This window comes from Falsiroseomonas sp. HC035, assembly GCF_050563525.1.
In the GTDB taxonomy this organism is placed as follows: Bacteria; Pseudomonadota; Alphaproteobacteria; order Acetobacterales; family Acetobacteraceae; genus Falsiroseomonas.
Genome location: NZ_JBNXUN010000004.1, coordinates 225,568 through 242,721 on the forward strand (window position 1 = coordinate 225,568; position 17,154 = coordinate 242,721).

Here is a 17,154-nt window from a genome sequence, read left to right on the forward strand (position 1 = left end):
GGGTCGTCGGCCGGCAGAACCTGCCGCCAGCCGGCAGCCTCGGCCGCCGATCAGGCGGTCCAGGCTGGCACGGCGGTTGCGATCACCCCGTCCGGCATCGGCTCGACCGAGGCCCGACGCCACCTCTCGCGCTCCTCCGCCACGGAAGGCCACACGCATGTCGCTGCTCGGCTCCATGACCACCGCCATCAGCGGGCTGACCGCCCAGGCCCGTGCCCTCGGCCATGTCTCCGATAACGTCGCGAACAGCCAGACCACAGGCTTCAAGCGGGTGGACACCAACTTCACCAGCTGGCTCACCCGCTCCACCAACCGGCTGCACATGCCGGGTTCGGTGGAGGCGCGGCCGGACTACACCAATACGGTGCAGGGCACGGTGGAGCAGACCGAGAACCCGCTCGCCATGGCGATCGCCGGGCAGGGGTTCTTCTCCGTCGCCCAGGCACGCGGCGGCACCGGCGACGACGTGCTGTTCGACGATCGCCGCTTCTACACCCGCGCCGGCGACTTCGCGATGGATCGCGACGGCTACATGGTGAACGGCGCCGGCTACTACCTGGAGGGCTGGCAGATCCAGCCCAACGGCGAACCCGACCGCACTGCGCTGAACCCGATCCGCATCAGCGAACTGGTCTACAACCCGCAGCCGACGACGCGCATCGACCTGGCCGCCAACCTGCCCTACAACGTGCCCAGCGTCGCCACCGTGCCGGCCGCGGCGCCCTGGGCGCCGACCGAGCCGCCGGTCAGCAGCGTCATCCAGATCTTCGACGACCTCGGCAACCAGCAGCAGGTGACGCTGGATTGGTGGCGGCTGGATACCGACACCTGGCGCCTGCGCATCACCCCGGCCGGAGATACCGAGAACCCGGTGGATGGCCGTTTCGCGGATATCGAGTTCGGCGGGCAGATCGCCGCCGGTCCGCCGCCGATCGACGCGCCTGCCGGCACGATTTCCTCCATCACCGCACTTGCCGCCACCACCGGCACGGTGCCGCCGCCGATCGCGGCCGGCGATGCGGCCTCGTTGAGCTTCACCGCGGATTACGGCTTCGGTCAGCAGACCCTGAACCTGCGCCTCGGCGGCTTCGGCGAACCCACCGGGCTGACCAACTTCTCCGGCACCGAATACAGCGTGCGCGACCTGTCGCAGGACGGCGTGCCGCTCGGCGCCTATTCCGGTGTGACGGTGCGAGAGAATGGCGATGTCGCGGTGAACTACGACAACGGCCAGACCCGCATCGTGGCCCGGGTGCCGGTGGTGGCTTTCAACGACCCCGACAAGTTGCAGCGCCTGGATGGCCAGGCCTTCCTGCGCACCGTCGAAAGCGGCGAGGCGCGGGTGACGGATGCGTCCTCCAACGGCGTCGGCAAGCTGGTGACGGGCTCAATCGAACGTTCGAACGTCGATATCGCCGCCGAATTCTCCAAGCTGATCCTGGCCCAGCGCGCTTATACCTCCAACACCCGCATCGTGACTGCCAGCGACGAGATGCTGCAGGACACGATCAATATGAAGCGGTGAGGGTGAAGTCGTGAGGGAGCCGCTGCGATGAGCCTCGACGGCGCACTCTCGGTCGCCACCGGCGGCCTTCGCCTGCTCGATCGCCAGATGGCGCGGGCGGCGGACGATATCGCCAATGCCGGCACCGCCGGCCATACCCGCAAATCCCAGGCCGGCCTGGCGCAGACCGTCGCCGGCGCCGGCAACGGCGTGCGCGCCCAGGCGATCACGCGCGATGTCGACCTCGCCGTGCAGGCGGCGCAGCAGCGGGCCGGCGGCGATGTCGCCGCGGCCACGCTGCGCGAAAGGCTGCTTGGCGGGGTGGAAGCCGCGCATGGCTCGCCGGAGAATGGCGAAAGCCTAGGTGGCCTGCTGGGCGGGTTGCAGGCCGCCTTCATCGACCTGCGCGAACAGCCTGCCGATGCGGTGCGGCGCGGCGCCGTGGTCGAAGCGGCCGGGCAGCTCGCCGCGCGGCTGAACGGCGTGTCCGACGCCATCGGCACGGCGCGGCAGGGCGCGCAGGATGCGCTGCGGGCGGAGGTCGTGGCGGTGAATGCCGGCCTTTCCGAAGTCGCCACGCTGAACCGCGACATCGCCCGCGAACACGCCGCCGGCCGCAGCACCGCGGGGCTGGAGGACCAGCGCGACCTGGCCATCGGTGGCCTGGCGCAATCCTTCGACCTGTCCGTCATCCGCGCCGCGAACGGCGAGGTGACGCTGGTGGCGCGCGGCGGCGTGGTGCTGCCGCTGGTGCCCGGCAGCGCGCCCTTCTCGCTGGAGGATGCGACGGTCGGCAGCGGCGCCTATCATGGCGGGGCCGGCACGCTGCCCGGCGTGATGCTGGGCGGGCGCGACGTAACGCGTCAGTTGGCCGGCGGCCGCATGGGGGCTGCGGTGGCGCTGCGCGACGCGACCCTGCCGCGGATGCAGGCGGAGGCGGATCTGGCGGCATCCCAGTTGGCGCACCGGCTGGACCAGCAGGGTCTGCGCCTTTTCACCGATGCCGCCGGCACCGTGCCGGACCCGACGCAGCCCTATGCCGGCAGCAGCATGATCGGCTTCGCCGGCGCCATCCGGGTTAACCCGGCCGTGGCCGCCGACACGGCGCTGCTGCGGGATGGCACGCAGGCGGTGGCGGGCGCCCCCGCGGGCCCGACGGCCTTCACGCCAAACCCCCCGGGCGGCCCGGCCGGCTTCGCCACGCTGCTGGATCGGGTGCTGGATTTCAGCTTCGGCGGGGAACAGGCGGCCGGGGTGGCGCAGCCGGGCTTTGCCACCGGCGGCCTCGGCCCCGATGGCACGCTCGCCTCGCCGCTGTCCGGGCTGCGCACGCTGGGGGATTACGGCGCCGCGCTGGTCGCCGAGCAGACCGGCGCCCGCGCCGCGGCGACCGAGGCGCTGGCCCGCGCCGGCAGCCTGGAATCGCTGCTGGCCGGCCGCTTCGCCGAACGCTCCGGCGTGGACGTGGATGCGGAGGTCGCGGCGATGGTGCAGTTGCAGACCGCCTACGGCGTCAACGCCCGCGTCATCTCCACCATCCAGGCGATGTGGGACGCGCTGTTCAGCGCCGTCCGTTGACGAAGGGGGCCTGAACCATGTCGATCCTCGGCACCATCGGCGGTTTGGCCTCCGACCAGTCGGCGCTGCGCCTGCGCCTCGATACCACCTCCCGCCAGGTCTCCACCGGCCAGCGCGCGCAGGTGTTCGGGGACCTCAAGCCGGAAGCGCGCCGTGCGATCGACCTGCGCGGGGAGGTAGCGCGGCGCGAGACCTATGCCGGCGCCGCCGACCGCGCCGCTGGCCGTGCCGCGGCGACGCAGACCGTGCTCGGCCGGCTGCAGGAGATCGCCGGCAACCTGAACGCGGAAGCCCTGCGCGCCCGCACCGTCGGCCCCCCGGGCACGGAGGCGCTGGCCCGCACCGCGCGCGCGGCGCTGGAGGAAGTGGCGGCGCTGCTCAACACGCAGCATGGCGGGGACTACCTGTTCTCCGGCTCCGACGTTGGCGCGCCGCCGGTGCCCGATGCGGCCGGCATCGCGGAGGGCCCGCTGGCCACCGCCATCGCCGCCTCCGTCGCCACGCTCGATGCGGGCAATGCCGCTTCGGTGCTGGCCGATACCGTGGCGGCGGCGATCGACCCCGCCACCACCGCCTTTTCCGCCTTCCTGGAGGGCGACGGCAGCACCGAGGCGACCCGCGCCGTGCAGGTCGCGGATGGCGAGCGTGTGGCCATCGGCGTCTTCGCCAACCGCGACGCGGATGGCGAACTCGCCGCAAGCTGGGGCCGGGAGCTGTTGCGCAGCCTGGCGGTGCTGGCCGCCGTCACGCCCGCGCAGGCGGCGGAAGGCGGCGGCCTGTCGCCGTTGTTGCAGGGCGTGGCGGAGTCGCTCGGCGGCGTGACCCGCGGGCTTTCGGCGGAACAGGGCGTGCTCGGCGCGGCGGAACGGCGGCTGGCGAGCGCGCGGGACGGGCATCGGGACACGCTGGTGGCGCTGCGGACGCAACTCGGCACGCTGGAGGAGGTGGATCTGGCCGAGGCCTCCGCCCAGCTCGGCCAGCTTCGCTCGCGGCTGGAGGCCTCCTACGAGGTCACCGGCATGCTGTCCCGTCTGTCGCTGGCCCAGCTGCTGCGGTAGGCGGCTGCAACCATCGCGCGAATGCCGCCGCCGGACCCCGCGCCTTCAAGCCACGTTAATGCCGCTGCGCCATGATGCCGGGGCGTGGTGCGCCTCGGCCGGTGGCCGCTGTGCGGCACGCACCTCGAAGAAACGAGCCCGCGGCGCAGGCCGCGCGGAGGCGAAAGATTCGCGACGGCCGGCATTCGCCGGCACCCGGGTTGGCGGCACGACCAGCCGCCAGGGCCGGCACAGTTGGGAGAGTGGCATGTCCACATTGGTGCTCGAGATGCGGGCCGGCGAGTTGATGGTCGTGAACGGTGCCTCCCTGCGCTTCCGCAGCCGCACACGCGTGGAGCTCGTGGCGAAGGCGCGCTTCCTGTTCGGCAAGCAGGTGATGGCGCCGGAGGGGGCGAACACGCCGTCGCGGCGCATCTACTTCGCGCTGCAATGCGCTTATGTCGGGCCGGAGGAGGACCGGGAAACCGCCATGGCCGACGCGCACCGCCTGGTGGCCGAGTTCCAGGAAGCGACGACGTCCGACATGGCGCGCCAGCTGCTGGAGCGTTCGCTGGCGCTGGCCGAGCAGGACGAATGGTACCAGGCGCTGCGCCTGGTGCGGCATGTGATGCGGCACGAGGCGACGGTGCTCGGCCTCGATGTGCAGACCGGTCTCGCGATGCCGCTGGGCGCGTTGGGTGCCTCGGCCGCAGCGCGGCCGCACGCCAGCTAGAAGTTTTCGGCTGGGCCGGAATCCTTGGCGTGCTTTACGCCGGATTCATCGGGCCGCGGCAGGATGGCAGGGTAGGCCCACAAGCCTGGGTCAGTGGCCGATGCAGAAGGCGCCGTTGCGGCGCCGGACCACCGGTCCCGCGGACGGGAGGCAAAATGCCGCCCCGCACGCGGAACGCTTTTCGAAGGAGATGGGGACAATGTCCTCCGTCAACACCAATGCCGCCGCCATGGCGGCCGTCCGCTCGCTGAACAACATCGGCAAGGACATGGGCCGGACGCAGCAGCGGATCGAGACCGGGCTGCGCATCAGCAAGGCCGATGACGACCCCGCCGTGTTCGCCATCGCGCAGAACATGCGCGCCGACCTGAACGGCATGACGGCGGTGAAGGACAGCCTGAAGTTCGGCAAGGCGGCGCTGACCGTGGCGCGCGACGCCGCGACGCAGATCTCGGACGAACTTGGCCGCCTGAAGTCGACCATGACGCAGGGCCAGCAGCAGGGCCTGGACCCGGAGCAGATCAACAACCAGATCACCAACGCGCTGCAGAACATCGATGCCTTCGCGAGGTCCGCCACCTTCAACGGCGTGAACCTGCTGACCAACGGCCTGACCGTCGACGGCGTGACCAACACCTCGGTCGAGATCGTGCGTGACATCCAGGGCTCCGTCACCGCTGTGACGGGCACGGACAGCACCTCGGCAGGGTTGGACCTGACCGGCCTGTCCGTCACTTCCGCCGCCCGCACCGTCACCTTCGACGACACGCTGGCCCCGGCGAACGGAGAGGTGCTGACCGTCACCGTGCAGCGCGACCTGGACGGCGACCCGACCACGGCGCTGGAGGATGTCGACCTGGTCTTCGAGTTCAGCGATGGCTCCGCTGCCCTCGGCACCACGCCCGATCCGAACACCCGCGTCTACGACGTACAGTTCGAGGCGACGGACAGCCCGACAACCCGGATCAGCGCGCTGGTCACCCGGATGAAGGAAGCCGGCATCGATGCCGGGGTGAACAATGCCGGTGAGCTCTACATCCGCGGCAATTCGGAGGATGTGACCACCGACATTACCGGCGCCACCGTGGAAGCCGCGCCGCCCGCCGGCACCGGCCAGGACGAAGCGATCGCCCTGGTCGAGGGTGCCATCGACCTGATGGGCACGCGGCTGGCGAATCTCGGTGCCAATATCCGCCAGGTCGATGGCCTGACGACCTTCACCACGCAGCTGAACGACTCAATCAAGGAAGGCCTTGGCGCCCTGGTCGATGCCGATCTGGCGGAGGAAAGCGCGCGGCTGACCAGCCTGCAGACCAAGCAGCAGCTGGCGACGCAGTCGCTGTCCATCGCCAACGAGCAGAGCCAGTCGCTGCTCAGCCTGTTCCGCTGATCGCCTGAGACGACCGAAGCGCCGGCGGCGACGCCGGCGCGACCACCGCCACGGAGGCTCCATGAGCATCGCGCGCTACGCTGCCACCCAGAACGCCGCGGCCTCCCCGCGCGAGATCGAGCTGCGCGCCTTCTGCTACGTCAACGGACTTCTCTCCGGCGCCGTCGATCTGCGCGGCCGCGCGGTGGCGCTGGAGAAGACGCATCGGCTGTGGTCGCTGCTGATCAACGACCTCGGCTCGCCCGGCAACCGGCTGCCCGCCGAACTGCGCGGCCAGCTGGTCTCGCTCGGCCTGTGGGCGCAGCGGGAAACCGATGCGCGGCTCGGGGATGATGGGAGCCTGGAGCCGCTGATGGCGTTGCATCGCGACATGATCGAGGGGCTGGAGGCCCAGCAGCGTCCCGCGCCAACCGTGGCACCATCTACACAGGCGGCCGTCTTCAGCGCCCGGGTTGCCTGAATGCTGACCGGCCTCGGTGCGCTGACGGCGCTGACCGTGGCGCAACGGGAGGGCACCGCATTGCAGGCGCGCTTCGCGGAGCGGCGCGACAACAAGCAGGCGATGGAACGCTTCCGCGAAGCCGCATCGCAGCATGGCGACGTCGAATCACTGATGCAGGACCGCCGCACCCTGCAGGTGGTGCTGGAAGCCTTCCAGCTCGAAGGCGAGATCGACAAGCGCGGCATCCTGCGCAAGATCCTGACGGAGGATCCGGCCGCGGAGGGCAGCCTGGCCAACAGGCTGACCGATCGGCGCTGGCGCGACCTGGCCAAGGCCTTCGCTACCCGCGAAGCCTCCGCGCTGACACCCACGGAAGTCGCCGCGCTGTCCACCTCGGAGGTCCGTGGTATCAGCCTAAGCCGCATGGGCGGGCTGACGGCGGATCAGTTGCAGGCGCTGACCGCCGGCCAGGTGCAGGCACTGACCGCGCCGCAGATCCGCGCCATCGACAGCGCCGGGATTACAGGCCTGGACGCCGCGGATCTGCGTGCCATGTCGCGCGACCAGGTGGCGGCGCTGCGGCCTTCGCAGCTGGCGGCGCTGAGCGCCCCCCAGGTGAAGGCGATGGAGAGCGAGGATATCGCGGTGCTCGGCGCCAGCCAGATGCGCGGGCTTGGCGCGACGCAGCTTCGGGCGCTGACCACGACGCAGCTTGGCGCGCTGGGTCCCGAACAGTTGCAGGCGCTGACGCGCGATCAGGTTTCCGCACTCAGCCCCGAGCAGCGGGCCTCCCTCACCGCCGCGCAGTCCACCGCCCTGGGCACCGCCTTCGAGCCGAGCGCGAGCGAAGCTGCCGCCGATGCCCGCGCCGACCGGACCGGTCCTTTCGACGACCCCGCCTTGCTGGACCGCCTGGTGGCGGATGCGATGACCAATCGCTACGAGAAGGCGATGGGCGAGTCCAACGCCGGGCTGCGGGAAGCGCTGTACTTCATCCGCAACGCCAGCAAGGCGACCAGCATCAATGAGTTGATGGCGGACAAGGCCTTGACCGCGGTGGTGCGCGGCGCGCTGGCGCTGCCGGAAAGCTTCGCCGCACTGGACTTCGACCAGCAGAAAACCATCCTGACCAACCGGGTGAAGCTGGAGGAATTGCAGGACCCGCGTGCGACGGCCAAGATCGCCCTGCGCTACCTGGCCCTGTCGGCCCCGGCGCAGACCACGGTGAATCCCGTGCTGTCGCTGTTCGGCGGCGGCGCATCGCTGAACAGCCTGGTCGGCAGCAGCCTGTCGCTGCGCGCCTAGCGGGACAGGTCCAGGTCCGCCGGCGGGGCCGGCAGCGGCGGATTGCGGTAGGCGTCGATCTCCCGAGGGGTCGGGATGGATTGGCGCATCTCACCATCCGGTTCGCGGAACTCCAGCACCACCAGTTGCAGCGACGCCTCGATGCGCAGCTGCGTGCTCGGCGCCGCAGGTGGCGGCAGGGCGGGCCGCGGCGCAGAAGGCATGGTGGCACGAGGCAGAGACGGACCGGCGGCGGCAGGTAGCATGGCGCTGAGCATGGAAGCAGGCCCCTTGAAGATCGTGTGGCGCCTCATCTAGCGGGACTCAGATTGACGCGGTGTGAACGGCGGCCTGCCCCGCCATGCTACCCCGTGATGATGACCGCCGCCTGCTGGTGCGATGGCACCACGGACAGGTACCGGTAGGCACGGCCGGACTCCGCGATGAAATCCTGGAAGGCGCGGAATTCGTGGCTGCGCCAGCCGGGATAGTTGAAATATTCGTCGAAGACGATGACCGTGCCGTTCCGAAGACGCGGCGCGCAGTGGCGCAGCACGGTGCGGGTGGAGGAATACAGGTCGCAGTCGATGTGCAGCAGCGACAGGGCGCCGGGATGCCGTGCCAGGAATTCCGGCAGCGTGTCCTCGAACATGCCGACGACCAGTTTCACGTTCGGCCGCACCTCCGGCACGTCGCGGCTGAAGGTGCCGCGCGGGAAGCCGGGCCGCCAATCCTCCGGCAGACCCTCGAAGCCATCGAAGCCGTATATGGTCTCGTCCGTGCGTTCCGCCAGGAAGTTGATCGTCCGACCCTCGAAGACACCGAATTCGGCGACCAACCCGGTGCAGCCACGCGCGCCGAGCGCCTCCGCCAGCAGCGCATACTTGTCCTCGTGATGCGCGGCCGCGGTCATGCATTCGGAATAGTAGTTCGCGGAGTCGATGGAAGCCGCGAGTTCCGCCAGGCGATCGACGGGGAAGCAGTCCTGTCCCTCCGCACGGCCCAGCAGCGCGTGCTGGAGCATCGGTGGCGCCGTGGCGCGTGCCGTCGCCGGGCCCTGCAAGGGTGTCACGTTGCCTGTCGCCATGCCGCCTCTCCCTGCGCCGCATTCCGCGGCTTTCCCTGTCCTGGTCGGGCAAGTGTCCTGAGGCGGGATAGTTGCTTGCGCCGGCGGGCCGATCCGCGGATTCCGCGGGCGGAGAGGCATGGTCAAGCTGCTTGCCATCCCGCGCCAAGCCTGACTAGGCTGCGCGTAATGATCCGTTTCCTTCTGCGCCGGCTCGCCGTTGCGATCCTGGTCGCCTTGACGGTGCTGACGCTGAGCTTCCTGCTCACGCGGCTGTCGGGCGACCTCGCCATCTCCATCGCCGGGCCGAATGCGACGCAGGAGGATGTCGAGATCATTCGTCGCGTCTACGGCCTCAATCGTCCGTTGGTGGAACAGTATCTCGATTGGCTGCTGCGCGCAGTGCAGGGCGATTTCGGCGAGAGCTTCTTCTTCAAGGACCGCGTCGCCAACCTCATCGCGCACCGCCTGCCCATCACGCTGACGCTCGGCCTGGTGGGCCTGGCACTGGCGCTGGTGGTGGCGCTGCCGCTCGGCATCATCGCCGCTGTGCGCGAAGGCAGCTGGGTCGATCGCGGCGTGATGCTGGTGGCGCTGGTGGGCCAGGCCATGCCGTCCTTCTGGCTGGGACTGATCCTGATGGTGGTGCTGGGCCTCAACCTCGGCTGGCTGCCGATTTCGGGCACCGGGGGGTGGGAGTACTATGTCATGCCCGGCATCGTGCTGGCGTTCTCCGCCATCCCCTCGCTGATGCGCCTGACCCGCAGCGGCATGATCGAGGCGCTGTCCTCGGACTACATCCGCACGGCGCGTGCCAAGGGGCTTTCCCGGATTTCCATCCTGGTTAAGCACGGGTTTCGGAACGCTGCGATCCCGGTGGTATCCATCGCCGCCGTACAGCTCGGCTTCATGTTGGGCGGGTCCATCGTCATCGAGACGGTCTTCGCCATGCACGGCGTCGGCTACCTGGCGTGGGAGAGCATCAGCAAGAACGACTTCCCGGTGGTGCAGGCGGTGATCCTGGTGCTGGCGCTGATCTACATCGCGCTGACCCTGCTGGCGGATCTGCTGAACGCCGTGCTCGACCCACGGCTGCGCACGCAATGAGCGGCGCGGTCCTGCCCGGCCCAGTGCCCGGAACCGGGTCCACCCGCCGCCTGCTGCGCAACGTCACCTTCGTGCTCGGCGTGCTCATCGTCGGCTTCGTCGTGGTGGTGGCGATCCTGGCGCCCTGGATCGCGCCCTATGATCCCTTCGCCATCGACCTGTCGCGCCGCCTGGTGCCGCCATCCTGGATGGAGGACGGCACGCCCGCCAACCTGCTCGGCACGGACCAGTTGGGGCGGGACTACCTGTCGCGGCTGATCTATGGCGCGCGGATCTCCATGATCATCGGCGTCGCCACCGTCATCACCTCCGGCCTTATCGGCACCACGCTCGGCGTGCTCGGCGGCTTCTATGGCGGGCGGATCGACGATGTCGTGATGTTCCTGATCACCGCGCGGCTGTCCATCCCGGTGGTGCTGGTGGCGCTCGCCGTGGCCGGCCTGCTCGGCACCAGCTTCCTGCTGGTCATCCTGGTGCTCGGCCTGTTGCTGTGGGACCGCTTCGCCGTCGTCGCGCGATCCACGACCATGCAGTTGCGCACGCTGGACTACGTCAGCGCCGCCTGGTGCGCGGGCTCCTCCCACGCCAGCGTGCTTCTGCGCGAGATCCTGCCCAACATCGCGACCCACCTGGCCGTGGTCGCGACGCTGGAGATGGCGCTGGCCATCCTGCTGGAAGCGGCGCTGTCCTTCCTCGGCCTCGGCGTGCCCGCGCCGCTGCCCTCCTGGGGCCTGATGATCGCGGAGGCGAAGGAATACATGTTCTTCACCCCCTGGGTGATCCTGGTGCCCGGCGTCGCGCTGTTCGTGCTGGTCTTCGGCGTCAACCTGCTCGGCGACGCGCTGCGCGACATGCTTGGCACGGACCTGAGCCGGTGAGCCTTCTGGAGGTGCAAGGCCTGCGGGTCACCTTCGGCGGTACCGCCGCGGTGCGCGGCGCCTCCCTGGCCGTGGAGAAGGGCGAGACGCATTGCCTGGTTGGCGAAAGCGGCTGCGGCAAGTCGGTGACGTCGCTGGCCATCATGGGCCTGCTGGCGCGCGGCGGCCGGCGGCAGGCGGATGTGCTGCGCTTCGCGGGCCAGGAGATCGGCGCGCTGAACGAGCGGGAAATGTCGCGCCTGCGCGGCGACCGCATGGCGATGATCTTCCAGGAGCCGATGACCAGCCTGAACCCCGCCTACACGGTGGGCTCGCAGATGACGGAGGTGCTGCGCCGCCATCGTGGCGCCTCCCGCGTCCAGGCGGTGGACCGCGCGGCGGAGTTGCTCGGCCGCGTCGGCATCACCGCGCCCGGTCTCCGCCTCGGTCAGTTCCCGCACCAGCTTTCGGGCGGGCTGCGGCAGCGGGTGATGATCGCCATGGCGCTGATGTGCGACCCCGAACTGCTGATCGCGGATGAGCCGACCACCGCGCTCGACGTCACCGTGCAGGCGCAGATCCTGCGGCTGCTGGCGGAACTGCGGCGCGACCTCGGCCTCGGCATCCTGCTCATCACCCACGACCTCGGCGTGGTCGCGCGCATCGCCGACCGCGTATCGGTGATGTATGCCGGGGAGGTGGTGGAATCCGCGCCGACGGCGCAGCTTTTCGCCGACCCGCAGCACCCCTACACGCGTGGACTGCTGGCCTGCGTGCCGGTGCCGGGGAAGGTGAAGCGTGGCGATCCGCTCGGCAGCATTCCCGGCGTGGTGCCGCGCATTCCGCCCGGCTTCGCAGGCTGCGCCTTCAGGGATCGCTGCGACCACGCCCACGCCGCCTGCGCCGCCGCCATCCCGCGCCGGCAGGCCGCCACGGGGCATGAGGTGCTGTGCACCCTGCCATCCGGCTGGGCCGCCGCGGCATGACCGCGGCGATCGAAGTGCGCGACCTGCGGCGTGTGTTCCGCGTGGGCCAGGGCCTGTTTGCGCCGGCCAGGCAGGTGGTCGCGGTGGATGGCGTCTCCTTCGCGGTCGCCCCCGGCAGCGTGCTCGGCGTCGTCGGTGAAAGCGGCTGCGGCAAATCGACCCTCGCGCGGATGATCCTCGGCCTGCTGCCGCCCAGCGGCGGGGAGGTGCTGGTGGATGGCCAGCGGCTTTCCAGCATGGACCGCCGGGCCCGTGCCCGGCTGATCCAGCCGGTGTTCCAGGACCCCTTCTCCTCGCTCAACCCGCGCCGCCGGGTGCAGGACATCGTCGCGATGCCCCTGGTCGCACAGGGCGACATCCCGCGTGACCAGGTCGCGCGCCGGGTGGGGGAGGCGCTGGAACGGGTCGGGCTTTCCGCCGAGCAGGGCAGCCGCTTCCCCTCGCAGCTTTCGGGCGGCCAGCGGCAGCGTGTCGCGATCGCGCGCGCCCTGGTGCTGCGGCCGCGCATCGTCATTTGCGACGAACCGACCAGCGCGCTGGATGTCTCGGTGCAGGCGCAGATCCTGAACCTGCTGGACGAACTGCGCCGCGACCTGGGCCTGACCTACCTGTTCATCAGCCACAATTTGGCGGTGGTGGAACATGTCGCGAGCGAGGTCGCCGTGATGTATCTCGGCCGCATCGTCGAAAGGCGGGAGTCGGAGGCGCTGTTCCGCGACCCGCGCCACCCCTATACACAGGCGCTGCTGGCCAGCGTGCTGACGCCGGAACCAGGGCTCGGCGTGCCGGATGTGGGGCTCGGCGACATCATGCCGGACCCCGCCAACATCCCGTCCGGGTGCCGCTTCCACCCGCGCTGCCCGAAGGTCTTCGCGCCATGCGCCTCCCAGGCGCCGAGGCCCACGGCACTGGCCGCGGGCCTCGTCGAGTGTCACCTGGCAGGGTGAGAGGCTACTTCCACTTCGCCAGGTAGAAGCGCGGCAGCTCGTCCGGGAACGCCTTGAAGTCGAGCTGGCGTTGGAAGGCGTAGGTGTTGACGTAGGTGTGCAGCGGCACCCAGTAGGCCTGTTCGGTGATGCGCTTGATGGCGGCGGAATAGGCCGCGTTGCGCACCGCCTCGTCGGCCGTGGACCCGCCTTCCTCCAGCATCCGCTGCAAATCCGGATCACGCGCGTAGTCGTCGTTGGTGTTGCCGAAGAAGTTGGGCAGGATCGCGGATACGTCGTTGATGGAATAGCTGCCCCAGCTGCCCATGGACATCGCCAGTTCGCCGCGCCAGGCGCGCTGGATCTGCGCCGCGACCTGCAGCAGGTTCAGGCGCGCGCGGATGCCGACCGCCTGCAGGTAGCTCTGCACCGCCTCGGACCACTGGCGCGGCTGCACGTAGCTGGTCAGCTCGATGTCGAAGCCGTTGGGGAAGCCGGCTTCGGCCAGAAGCTGCTTCGCCTTATCCGGGTTGTAGTCGTACTGCACGGCGGCATCCGCGTTGCAGCCGAACTGCGAGGGGTAGCAGGGCGCCACCGGCACGCGGGATCCGCCGGTGACCAGCCGCTCCGCGATCGTCTTGCGGTCCAGCGCATGCCAAACCGCCTGGCGCACCTTCAGGTTCGTCATCGGGTTGGGGCCGCTGCGACCGGCCGCATCCAGGCTGAGATAGCCGATGCGCATGGACTCCTGGCGCAACGTCTGCAGATAGGGAACGCGGTTCACATTCGCCACCTGGTCCGGATTCATGTTCCAGATCCAGTCGACGCGCTGCGCCAGCAACTCCGTCAGCTCCGTTGCCGCATCGGTAACGAAGCGGACATTGATGCGCCGGATCGCCGGCTTTCCCTTCGGGCCACCCTCATAATAATCGTCGAACCGCTCATACTCGACACCGCTGGCAACATCGAACTTCGTGATGCGGTAGGGGCCGGTGCCGACCGGGGCGCGGGAATAGCCCTCCGGCCCAACGCGCTCGCGGTAGGCCTGCGGCCAGATCGGCGTGACCAGCGCCAGGTAGTCCAGCGCCGCCGGCGTCGGCCGCTTCAGGTGCAGGCGCAGCTTGAAGTCGCCCTCCGCCTCGGCGCGCTCGATCCAGGCGTAGTTGCTCGGCGTGGCGACGCGGGTTTCCGGGTTGGCAACGGTGTTGATGGTGTACACTGCATCCTTCGCGGTGAAGGCGCTGCCGTCATGGAACTTCACGCCCTGCCGCAGCGTGAATTCCAGCAGCAGCGGGTTCACCCAGCGCCATTCGGTGGCGAGCGCCGGCACCACGCGAAACGTCTCGGGGTCGCGATGCACCAGCCCGTCCCAGGCCTGGTGGCCGAGGATCAGCCCGGTGCGCTGGCTGTTGAAGTAGGCATCGATGTTCGGCACCGCGTCGCGGAACACCAGGCGCAACGTGTCCTGCGCCCGCTGCGCCTGCGCCCCGCCGCCGTGCAGCAGTCCGGGCACGGCCAGCCCCGCCGCGGCGGCAAGGCCACGGCCGATGGTCCTGCGTTGGATGGTCATGTCATTGCTCTCCCGGTTTGCCCACGGCCACCGTAGGAATGCCGGGCGCCGTCCGCAAGAAAAGACGCGTAACCGCAGGCAGCGCCGGCTGAGTGCAATGTGCGCGCGATTGGTCACGCCTCTTTGACGATTTCCGACAAGTTGCCGCAGGCGCAGCAACCATCCTGCGGTCATGGTGCACTGATGCCTTCGATGTTCCCATGACGATCAAGACCCGCCCGGCCCCTGCGCCATCCGGCGGCACCGGTCCCCTCCCTACCGATACCGACGGATCACGGCGCGGCCCCGTCCTGGGCCTGCTGCTGGCGGCGACCATCTGCCTGCCCCTGCTGCTGCTGGCCGCGAATGCGTGGCTGTCGTGGCACGGCGCGTGGCAGGAGGCGGAGGCGGAGGTCACCCGCACCGCGGACGCCGCCGCCGAATACGCCCGCCGCGTCCTGGATGGCCTGTTGCTGCGGGCGGATCAGGCCAATGCGCTGCTCTCGAGGATGCCGGATGCGGAGATCCGTGCGCGGGAGGAGGAACTGCATGCGGCGCTGCGGGCCATGGCCGATCGCACCCGGGACCAGGGCGCCGTGCATGTCTTCGTCCATGACAGCGAGGCCCGGTCCCTCCTCAGCGGCGTGAACTTCCCTGTCTCGCGGGCCGCCAGCTTCGCCCACCGCGCCTACAACCAGGCGCTGCGCGAGGCCGGTGCGTCGCCGGTACATCTCGGCCAGGTCTCGCAGGCTCCGCGATCCGTCGAACAGTCGCAGGAACGTGGCTTCGTCATCGTTGCGCGGCGGCGGGAGGGCGTCGCCAGCGGTCTTGGGCCTGGCGACTATCATGGTGTCGTCGCGGCCTCCGCGGAGACCGGCATCGTGGGGCAGGGCCTGCGGCGGCTCGTTTCGGCGGGCATGCATGCGGTGGCGGACCAGGTTTCGCTGCATGGCGACGACGGAACGATGCTCGCCCAATCCTCCGATTCGTCGCTCCGCGGCGAGCAGCACCTGGCAGCGCGGCGCCAGGTCGAGGGCTGGCCCGCATTCGTCTCCGTCGCCCGGCCGCACCGGGCCGTCCTGGCGCGGTGGCGTGAGGCGGTGACGCTGCAACTCGCCTTCGGCGTGCCGGCTTCCCTGGCGCTGGTCGCCCTGGCCGCCACCGTGCGGCGCCGGACGGCGCAGTTGGCCCGCGCCAACCTGTCGCTGGCATCGCGGGTGGAGGAACGCAGCGCGGCGCTGCAGCACAGCATCGTGGCGCAGCGCCAGGCCGAGCGCCGGCACACCGAGGTGCTGGCCAGCATGCGGGAGGTGATCTACGCGCTGGATGCCGATACCCGCTTCGCCTTCGTCAGCCAGCGGGCGCGGGAGGTCTGGCGACGCGAGGATGCCGAGCTGGTGGGCCGGCCGTTCCTCGAGATGTTTCCCGTGGCGGCGGAGTCGTTGTCCTGGCAGGTGCAGCAGCGGGCGCTGGCGGCGCGGCAGGAGACGCATGTCTGCGTCGTCTCGCCGGTCATCGGCCGCTGGATCGAGGTGGATGTCTATCCGCGGCAGGGCGGCGGCATCACGGTGGCGTTTCGCGACATCGAGGATCTGCGGGCCCTCCACCGGGAACGCGCCGCCTCGGAACGCCGGCTGCGCCTGGCGACCGCCGCCGGCCGGCTTGGCACCTTCCTGCTGGACATGGCGAAGGGCACCGTCAGCCGCTCCGGCCGCGTGGTGCCGGCGGGCGGCGCGCTGCCGGCGACGGACCTGCCTCTGGAGGATTGGCTGGCCCGCGTGCATCCTGAGGATCTTCCGGCGGTCCGCGCCGCACTCGCTGCCATCGCGGCCGGCCGCACCTCCGGCTACCAGCTGGAGTACCGCTTCCAGAGGGAGGTGGGGGATAGGTGGATCATCATCGAATCGCACGCGGTCGTCGCCGAACGCGATCCCGCCACCGGCCGGCCACAGCTGCTGGCCGGCGTATCCCGCGACGTCACCGCGGAGCGTGCGGCGGAAGAACGCCAGCGCCTGATGGCGCGCGAGGTCGACCACCGCGCCAAGAACGCCCTGGCGGTGGTGCAGGCCGCCTTGCGCCTGACGCCGCGCCAGGATGCCGAAGCCTATGCCGTGTCCGTGGAAGGCCGCGTCGCAGCCCTGGCCCGGGCCCATTCGGTGCTGGCGGAGGGACGCTGGCAGGGCGCTGCGCTGCGCGCGGTCATCGAGGCGGAACTGGCCGCCTTCCAGGCTGGCTCGGTCGAACCGGGCGGCAGTCGCTTCGCGCTGGAAGGTCCCAACCTGGCCCTGGCACCGGATGCGGTGCAGGCGCTGTCCATGGCGCTGCACGAACTGGCCACCAACGCCGCGAAGCATGGCGCCCTCTCCGCCGCGCAGGGACGCATCCTGGTGACCTGGCGCATCGACCCCGGGGCGGCACTGCTGCACCTGACCTGGGCCGAGCAGGGCGGGCCGCCGCTGGATGGCCCACCGACGCGGCGCGGCTTCGGCTCCCGGCTGGTGGAGGCCACCATCGCGAACCAGCTTGGCGGGTCCGTCGAGCGGGGCTGGGAGCCATCGGGCCTGGTCTGCCGGATGGCGCTGCCGCTGCCCCGCATCATGGCCGGAACCTCACCGCCGCGGGATGCGCCGCTCGGGCTGGGGTGACGTCCGGACAGGGAGCGTTGGCTTGCGGCAGCCGCCGCCACGGCGCAGGA

General features: G+C 70.3%; 15 protein-coding genes. 12 read left to right on the forward strand and 3 right to left on the reverse strand.

Going from position 1 to position 17,154, the window contains the following annotated elements; genetic code table 11:
• Nucleotides 1-157: 157 nt before the first annotated feature.
• The 7 genes from ACLF3G_RS11360 to ACLF3G_RS11390 all read left to right on the forward strand — a co-directional run bounded on the left by ACLF3G_RS11360 (nucleotide 158) and on the right by ACLF3G_RS11390 (nucleotide 7,989).
• The gene (locus tag ACLF3G_RS11360; RefSeq protein WP_430669479.1) at nucleotides 158-1,525 is read left to right on the forward strand and encodes a flagellar hook protein FlgE; all 1,368 of its coding nucleotides are present in this window, start codon (nucleotides 158-160) and stop codon (nucleotides 1,523-1,525) included.
• 27 nt (nucleotides 1,526-1,552) lie between these two features.
• Nucleotides 1,553-3,082, forward strand: a complete 1,530-nt coding sequence (locus tag ACLF3G_RS11365) for a flagellar hook-associated protein FlgK (RefSeq protein ID WP_430669480.1) — start codon at nucleotides 1,553-1,555, stop codon at nucleotides 3,080-3,082.
• Nucleotides 3,083-3,099: 17 nt separating this feature from the next.
• Nucleotides 3,100-4,140: a flagellin gene (locus tag ACLF3G_RS11370; protein WP_430669481.1), complete on the forward strand. Its 1,041-nt coding sequence runs from the start codon at nucleotides 3,100-3,102 to the stop codon at nucleotides 4,138-4,140.
• Nucleotides 4,141-4,387: 247 nt separating this feature from the next.
• The gene (locus tag ACLF3G_RS11375) at nucleotides 4,388-4,852 is read left to right on the forward strand and encodes a flagellar biosynthesis repressor FlbT (RefSeq protein WP_430669482.1); all 465 of its coding nucleotides are present in this window, start codon (nucleotides 4,388-4,390) and stop codon (nucleotides 4,850-4,852) included.
• 199 nt (nucleotides 4,853-5,051) lie between these two features.
• On the forward strand, nucleotides 5,052-6,242 hold the full coding sequence (locus ACLF3G_RS11380; protein WP_430669483.1) for a flagellin: 1,191 nt from the start codon (nucleotides 5,052-5,054) through the stop codon (nucleotides 6,240-6,242).
• Between the two features lie 61 nt (nucleotides 6,243-6,303).
• Entirely contained in the window at nucleotides 6,304-6,702 is a 399-nt protein-coding gene (locus tag ACLF3G_RS11385; protein ID WP_430669484.1) for a flagellar biosynthesis regulator FlaF, read from the forward strand.
• Nucleotides 6,703-7,989, forward strand: coding sequence for a DUF1217 domain-containing protein (locus tag ACLF3G_RS11390; RefSeq protein ID WP_430669485.1), 1,287 nt, complete (start codon nucleotides 6,703-6,705; stop codon nucleotides 7,987-7,989). It begins immediately after the preceding gene.
• On the opposite strand, the gene ACLF3G_RS11395 is transcribed toward ACLF3G_RS11390, so the two are convergent.
• Both ACLF3G_RS11395 and ACLF3G_RS11400 read right to left on the reverse strand, forming a co-directional pair.
• Nucleotides 7,986-8,192 carry a hypothetical protein gene (locus ACLF3G_RS11395; RefSeq protein WP_430669486.1) on the reverse strand — a complete coding sequence of 69 codons (207 nt, stop codon included), beginning with the start codon at nucleotides 8,190-8,192 and terminating at the stop codon, nucleotides 7,986-7,988. The genes ACLF3G_RS11390 and ACLF3G_RS11395 overlap by 4 nt on opposite strands.
• A 140-nt stretch (nucleotides 8,193-8,332) precedes the next feature.
• Complete coding sequence (locus ACLF3G_RS11400; protein ID WP_430669487.1) at nucleotides 8,333-9,055, reverse strand: class I SAM-dependent methyltransferase; 723 nt, start codon at nucleotides 9,053-9,055, stop codon at nucleotides 8,333-8,335.
• A gap of 168 nt (nucleotides 9,056-9,223) precedes the next feature.
• Between ACLF3G_RS11400 and ACLF3G_RS11405 the strand changes: the two genes are divergently transcribed.
• From ACLF3G_RS11405 to ACLF3G_RS11420, 4 genes are read left to right on the forward strand one after another with little or no spacing between them, the layout of a single operon-like run.
• On the forward strand, nucleotides 9,224-10,141 hold the full coding sequence (locus ACLF3G_RS11405; protein WP_430669488.1) for an ABC transporter permease: 918 nt from the start codon (nucleotides 9,224-9,226) through the stop codon (nucleotides 10,139-10,141).
• Nucleotides 10,138-11,019: an ABC transporter permease gene (locus ACLF3G_RS11410; protein WP_430669489.1), complete on the forward strand. Its 882-nt coding sequence runs from the start codon at nucleotides 10,138-10,140 to the stop codon at nucleotides 11,017-11,019. Before ACLF3G_RS11405 ends, ACLF3G_RS11410 begins: the two co-directional genes overlap by 4 nt.
• A complete protein-coding gene (locus ACLF3G_RS11415) occupies nucleotides 11,016-11,984 on the forward strand; it encodes an ABC transporter ATP-binding protein (RefSeq protein WP_430669490.1) in 969 nt (322 codons plus the stop codon). Before ACLF3G_RS11410 ends, ACLF3G_RS11415 begins: the two co-directional genes overlap by 4 nt.
• On the forward strand, nucleotides 11,981-12,931 hold the full coding sequence (locus ACLF3G_RS11420; protein WP_430669491.1) for an ABC transporter ATP-binding protein: 951 nt from the start codon (nucleotides 11,981-11,983) through the stop codon (nucleotides 12,929-12,931). Before ACLF3G_RS11415 ends, ACLF3G_RS11420 begins: the two co-directional genes overlap by 4 nt.
• Before the next feature lie 4 nt (nucleotides 12,932-12,935).
• Here ACLF3G_RS11420 and ACLF3G_RS11425 read toward each other — a convergent pair whose 3' ends face one another.
• On the reverse strand, nucleotides 12,936-14,480 hold the full coding sequence (locus ACLF3G_RS11425) for an ABC transporter substrate-binding protein (RefSeq protein WP_430669492.1): 1,545 nt from the start codon (nucleotides 14,478-14,480) through the stop codon (nucleotides 12,936-12,938).
• Between the two features lie 200 nt (nucleotides 14,481-14,680).
• Between ACLF3G_RS11425 and ACLF3G_RS11430 the strand changes: the two genes are divergently transcribed.
• The gene (locus ACLF3G_RS11430; protein ID WP_430669493.1) at nucleotides 14,681-17,104 is read left to right on the forward strand and encodes an HWE histidine kinase domain-containing protein; all 2,424 of its coding nucleotides are present in this window, start codon (nucleotides 14,681-14,683) and stop codon (nucleotides 17,102-17,104) included.
• Nucleotides 17,105-17,154 lie beyond the last annotated feature (50 nt).

Bases quoted from the DNA above. Each gene is read 5' to 3' on its own strand.
- ACLF3G_RS11360 (WP_430669479.1), top strand. From the start codon at position 158: ATGTCGCTGCTCGGCTCCATGACCACCGCCATCAGCGGGCTGACCGCC.
- ACLF3G_RS11365 (WP_430669480.1), top strand. From the start codon at position 1,553: ATGAGCCTCGACGGCGCACTCTCGGTCGCCACCGGCGGCCTTCGCCTG.
- ACLF3G_RS11370 (WP_430669481.1), top strand. From the start codon at position 3,100: ATGTCGATCCTCGGCACCATCGGCGGTTTGGCCTCCGACCAGTCGGCG.
- ACLF3G_RS11375 (WP_430669482.1), top strand. From the start codon at position 4,388: ATGTCCACATTGGTGCTCGAGATGCGGGCCGGCGAGTTGATGGTCGTG.
- ACLF3G_RS11380 (WP_430669483.1), top strand. From the start codon at position 5,052: ATGTCCTCCGTCAACACCAATGCCGCCGCCATGGCGGCCGTCCGCTCG.
- ACLF3G_RS11385 (WP_430669484.1), top strand. From the start codon at position 6,304: ATGAGCATCGCGCGCTACGCTGCCACCCAGAACGCCGCGGCCTCCCCG.
- ACLF3G_RS11390 (WP_430669485.1), top strand. From the start codon at position 6,703: ATGCTGACCGGCCTCGGTGCGCTGACGGCGCTGACCGTGGCGCAACGG.
- ACLF3G_RS11395 (WP_430669486.1), bottom strand. From the start codon at position 8,192: ATGCCTTCTGCGCCGCGGCCCGCCCTGCCGCCACCTGCGGCGCCGAGC.
- ACLF3G_RS11400 (WP_430669487.1), bottom strand. From the start codon at position 9,055: ATGGCGACAGGCAACGTGACACCCTTGCAGGGCCCGGCGACGGCACGC.
- ACLF3G_RS11405 (WP_430669488.1), top strand. From the start codon at position 9,224: ATGATCCGTTTCCTTCTGCGCCGGCTCGCCGTTGCGATCCTGGTCGCC.
- ACLF3G_RS11410 (WP_430669489.1), top strand. From the start codon at position 10,138: ATGAGCGGCGCGGTCCTGCCCGGCCCAGTGCCCGGAACCGGGTCCACC.
- ACLF3G_RS11420 (WP_430669491.1), top strand. From the start codon at position 11,981: ATGACCGCGGCGATCGAAGTGCGCGACCTGCGGCGTGTGTTCCGCGTG.
- ACLF3G_RS11425 (WP_430669492.1), bottom strand. From the start codon at position 14,480: ATGACCATCCAACGCAGGACCATCGGCCGTGGCCTTGCCGCCGCGGCG.
- ACLF3G_RS11430 (WP_430669493.1), top strand. From the start codon at position 14,681: ATGACGATCAAGACCCGCCCGGCCCCTGCGCCATCCGGCGGCACCGGT.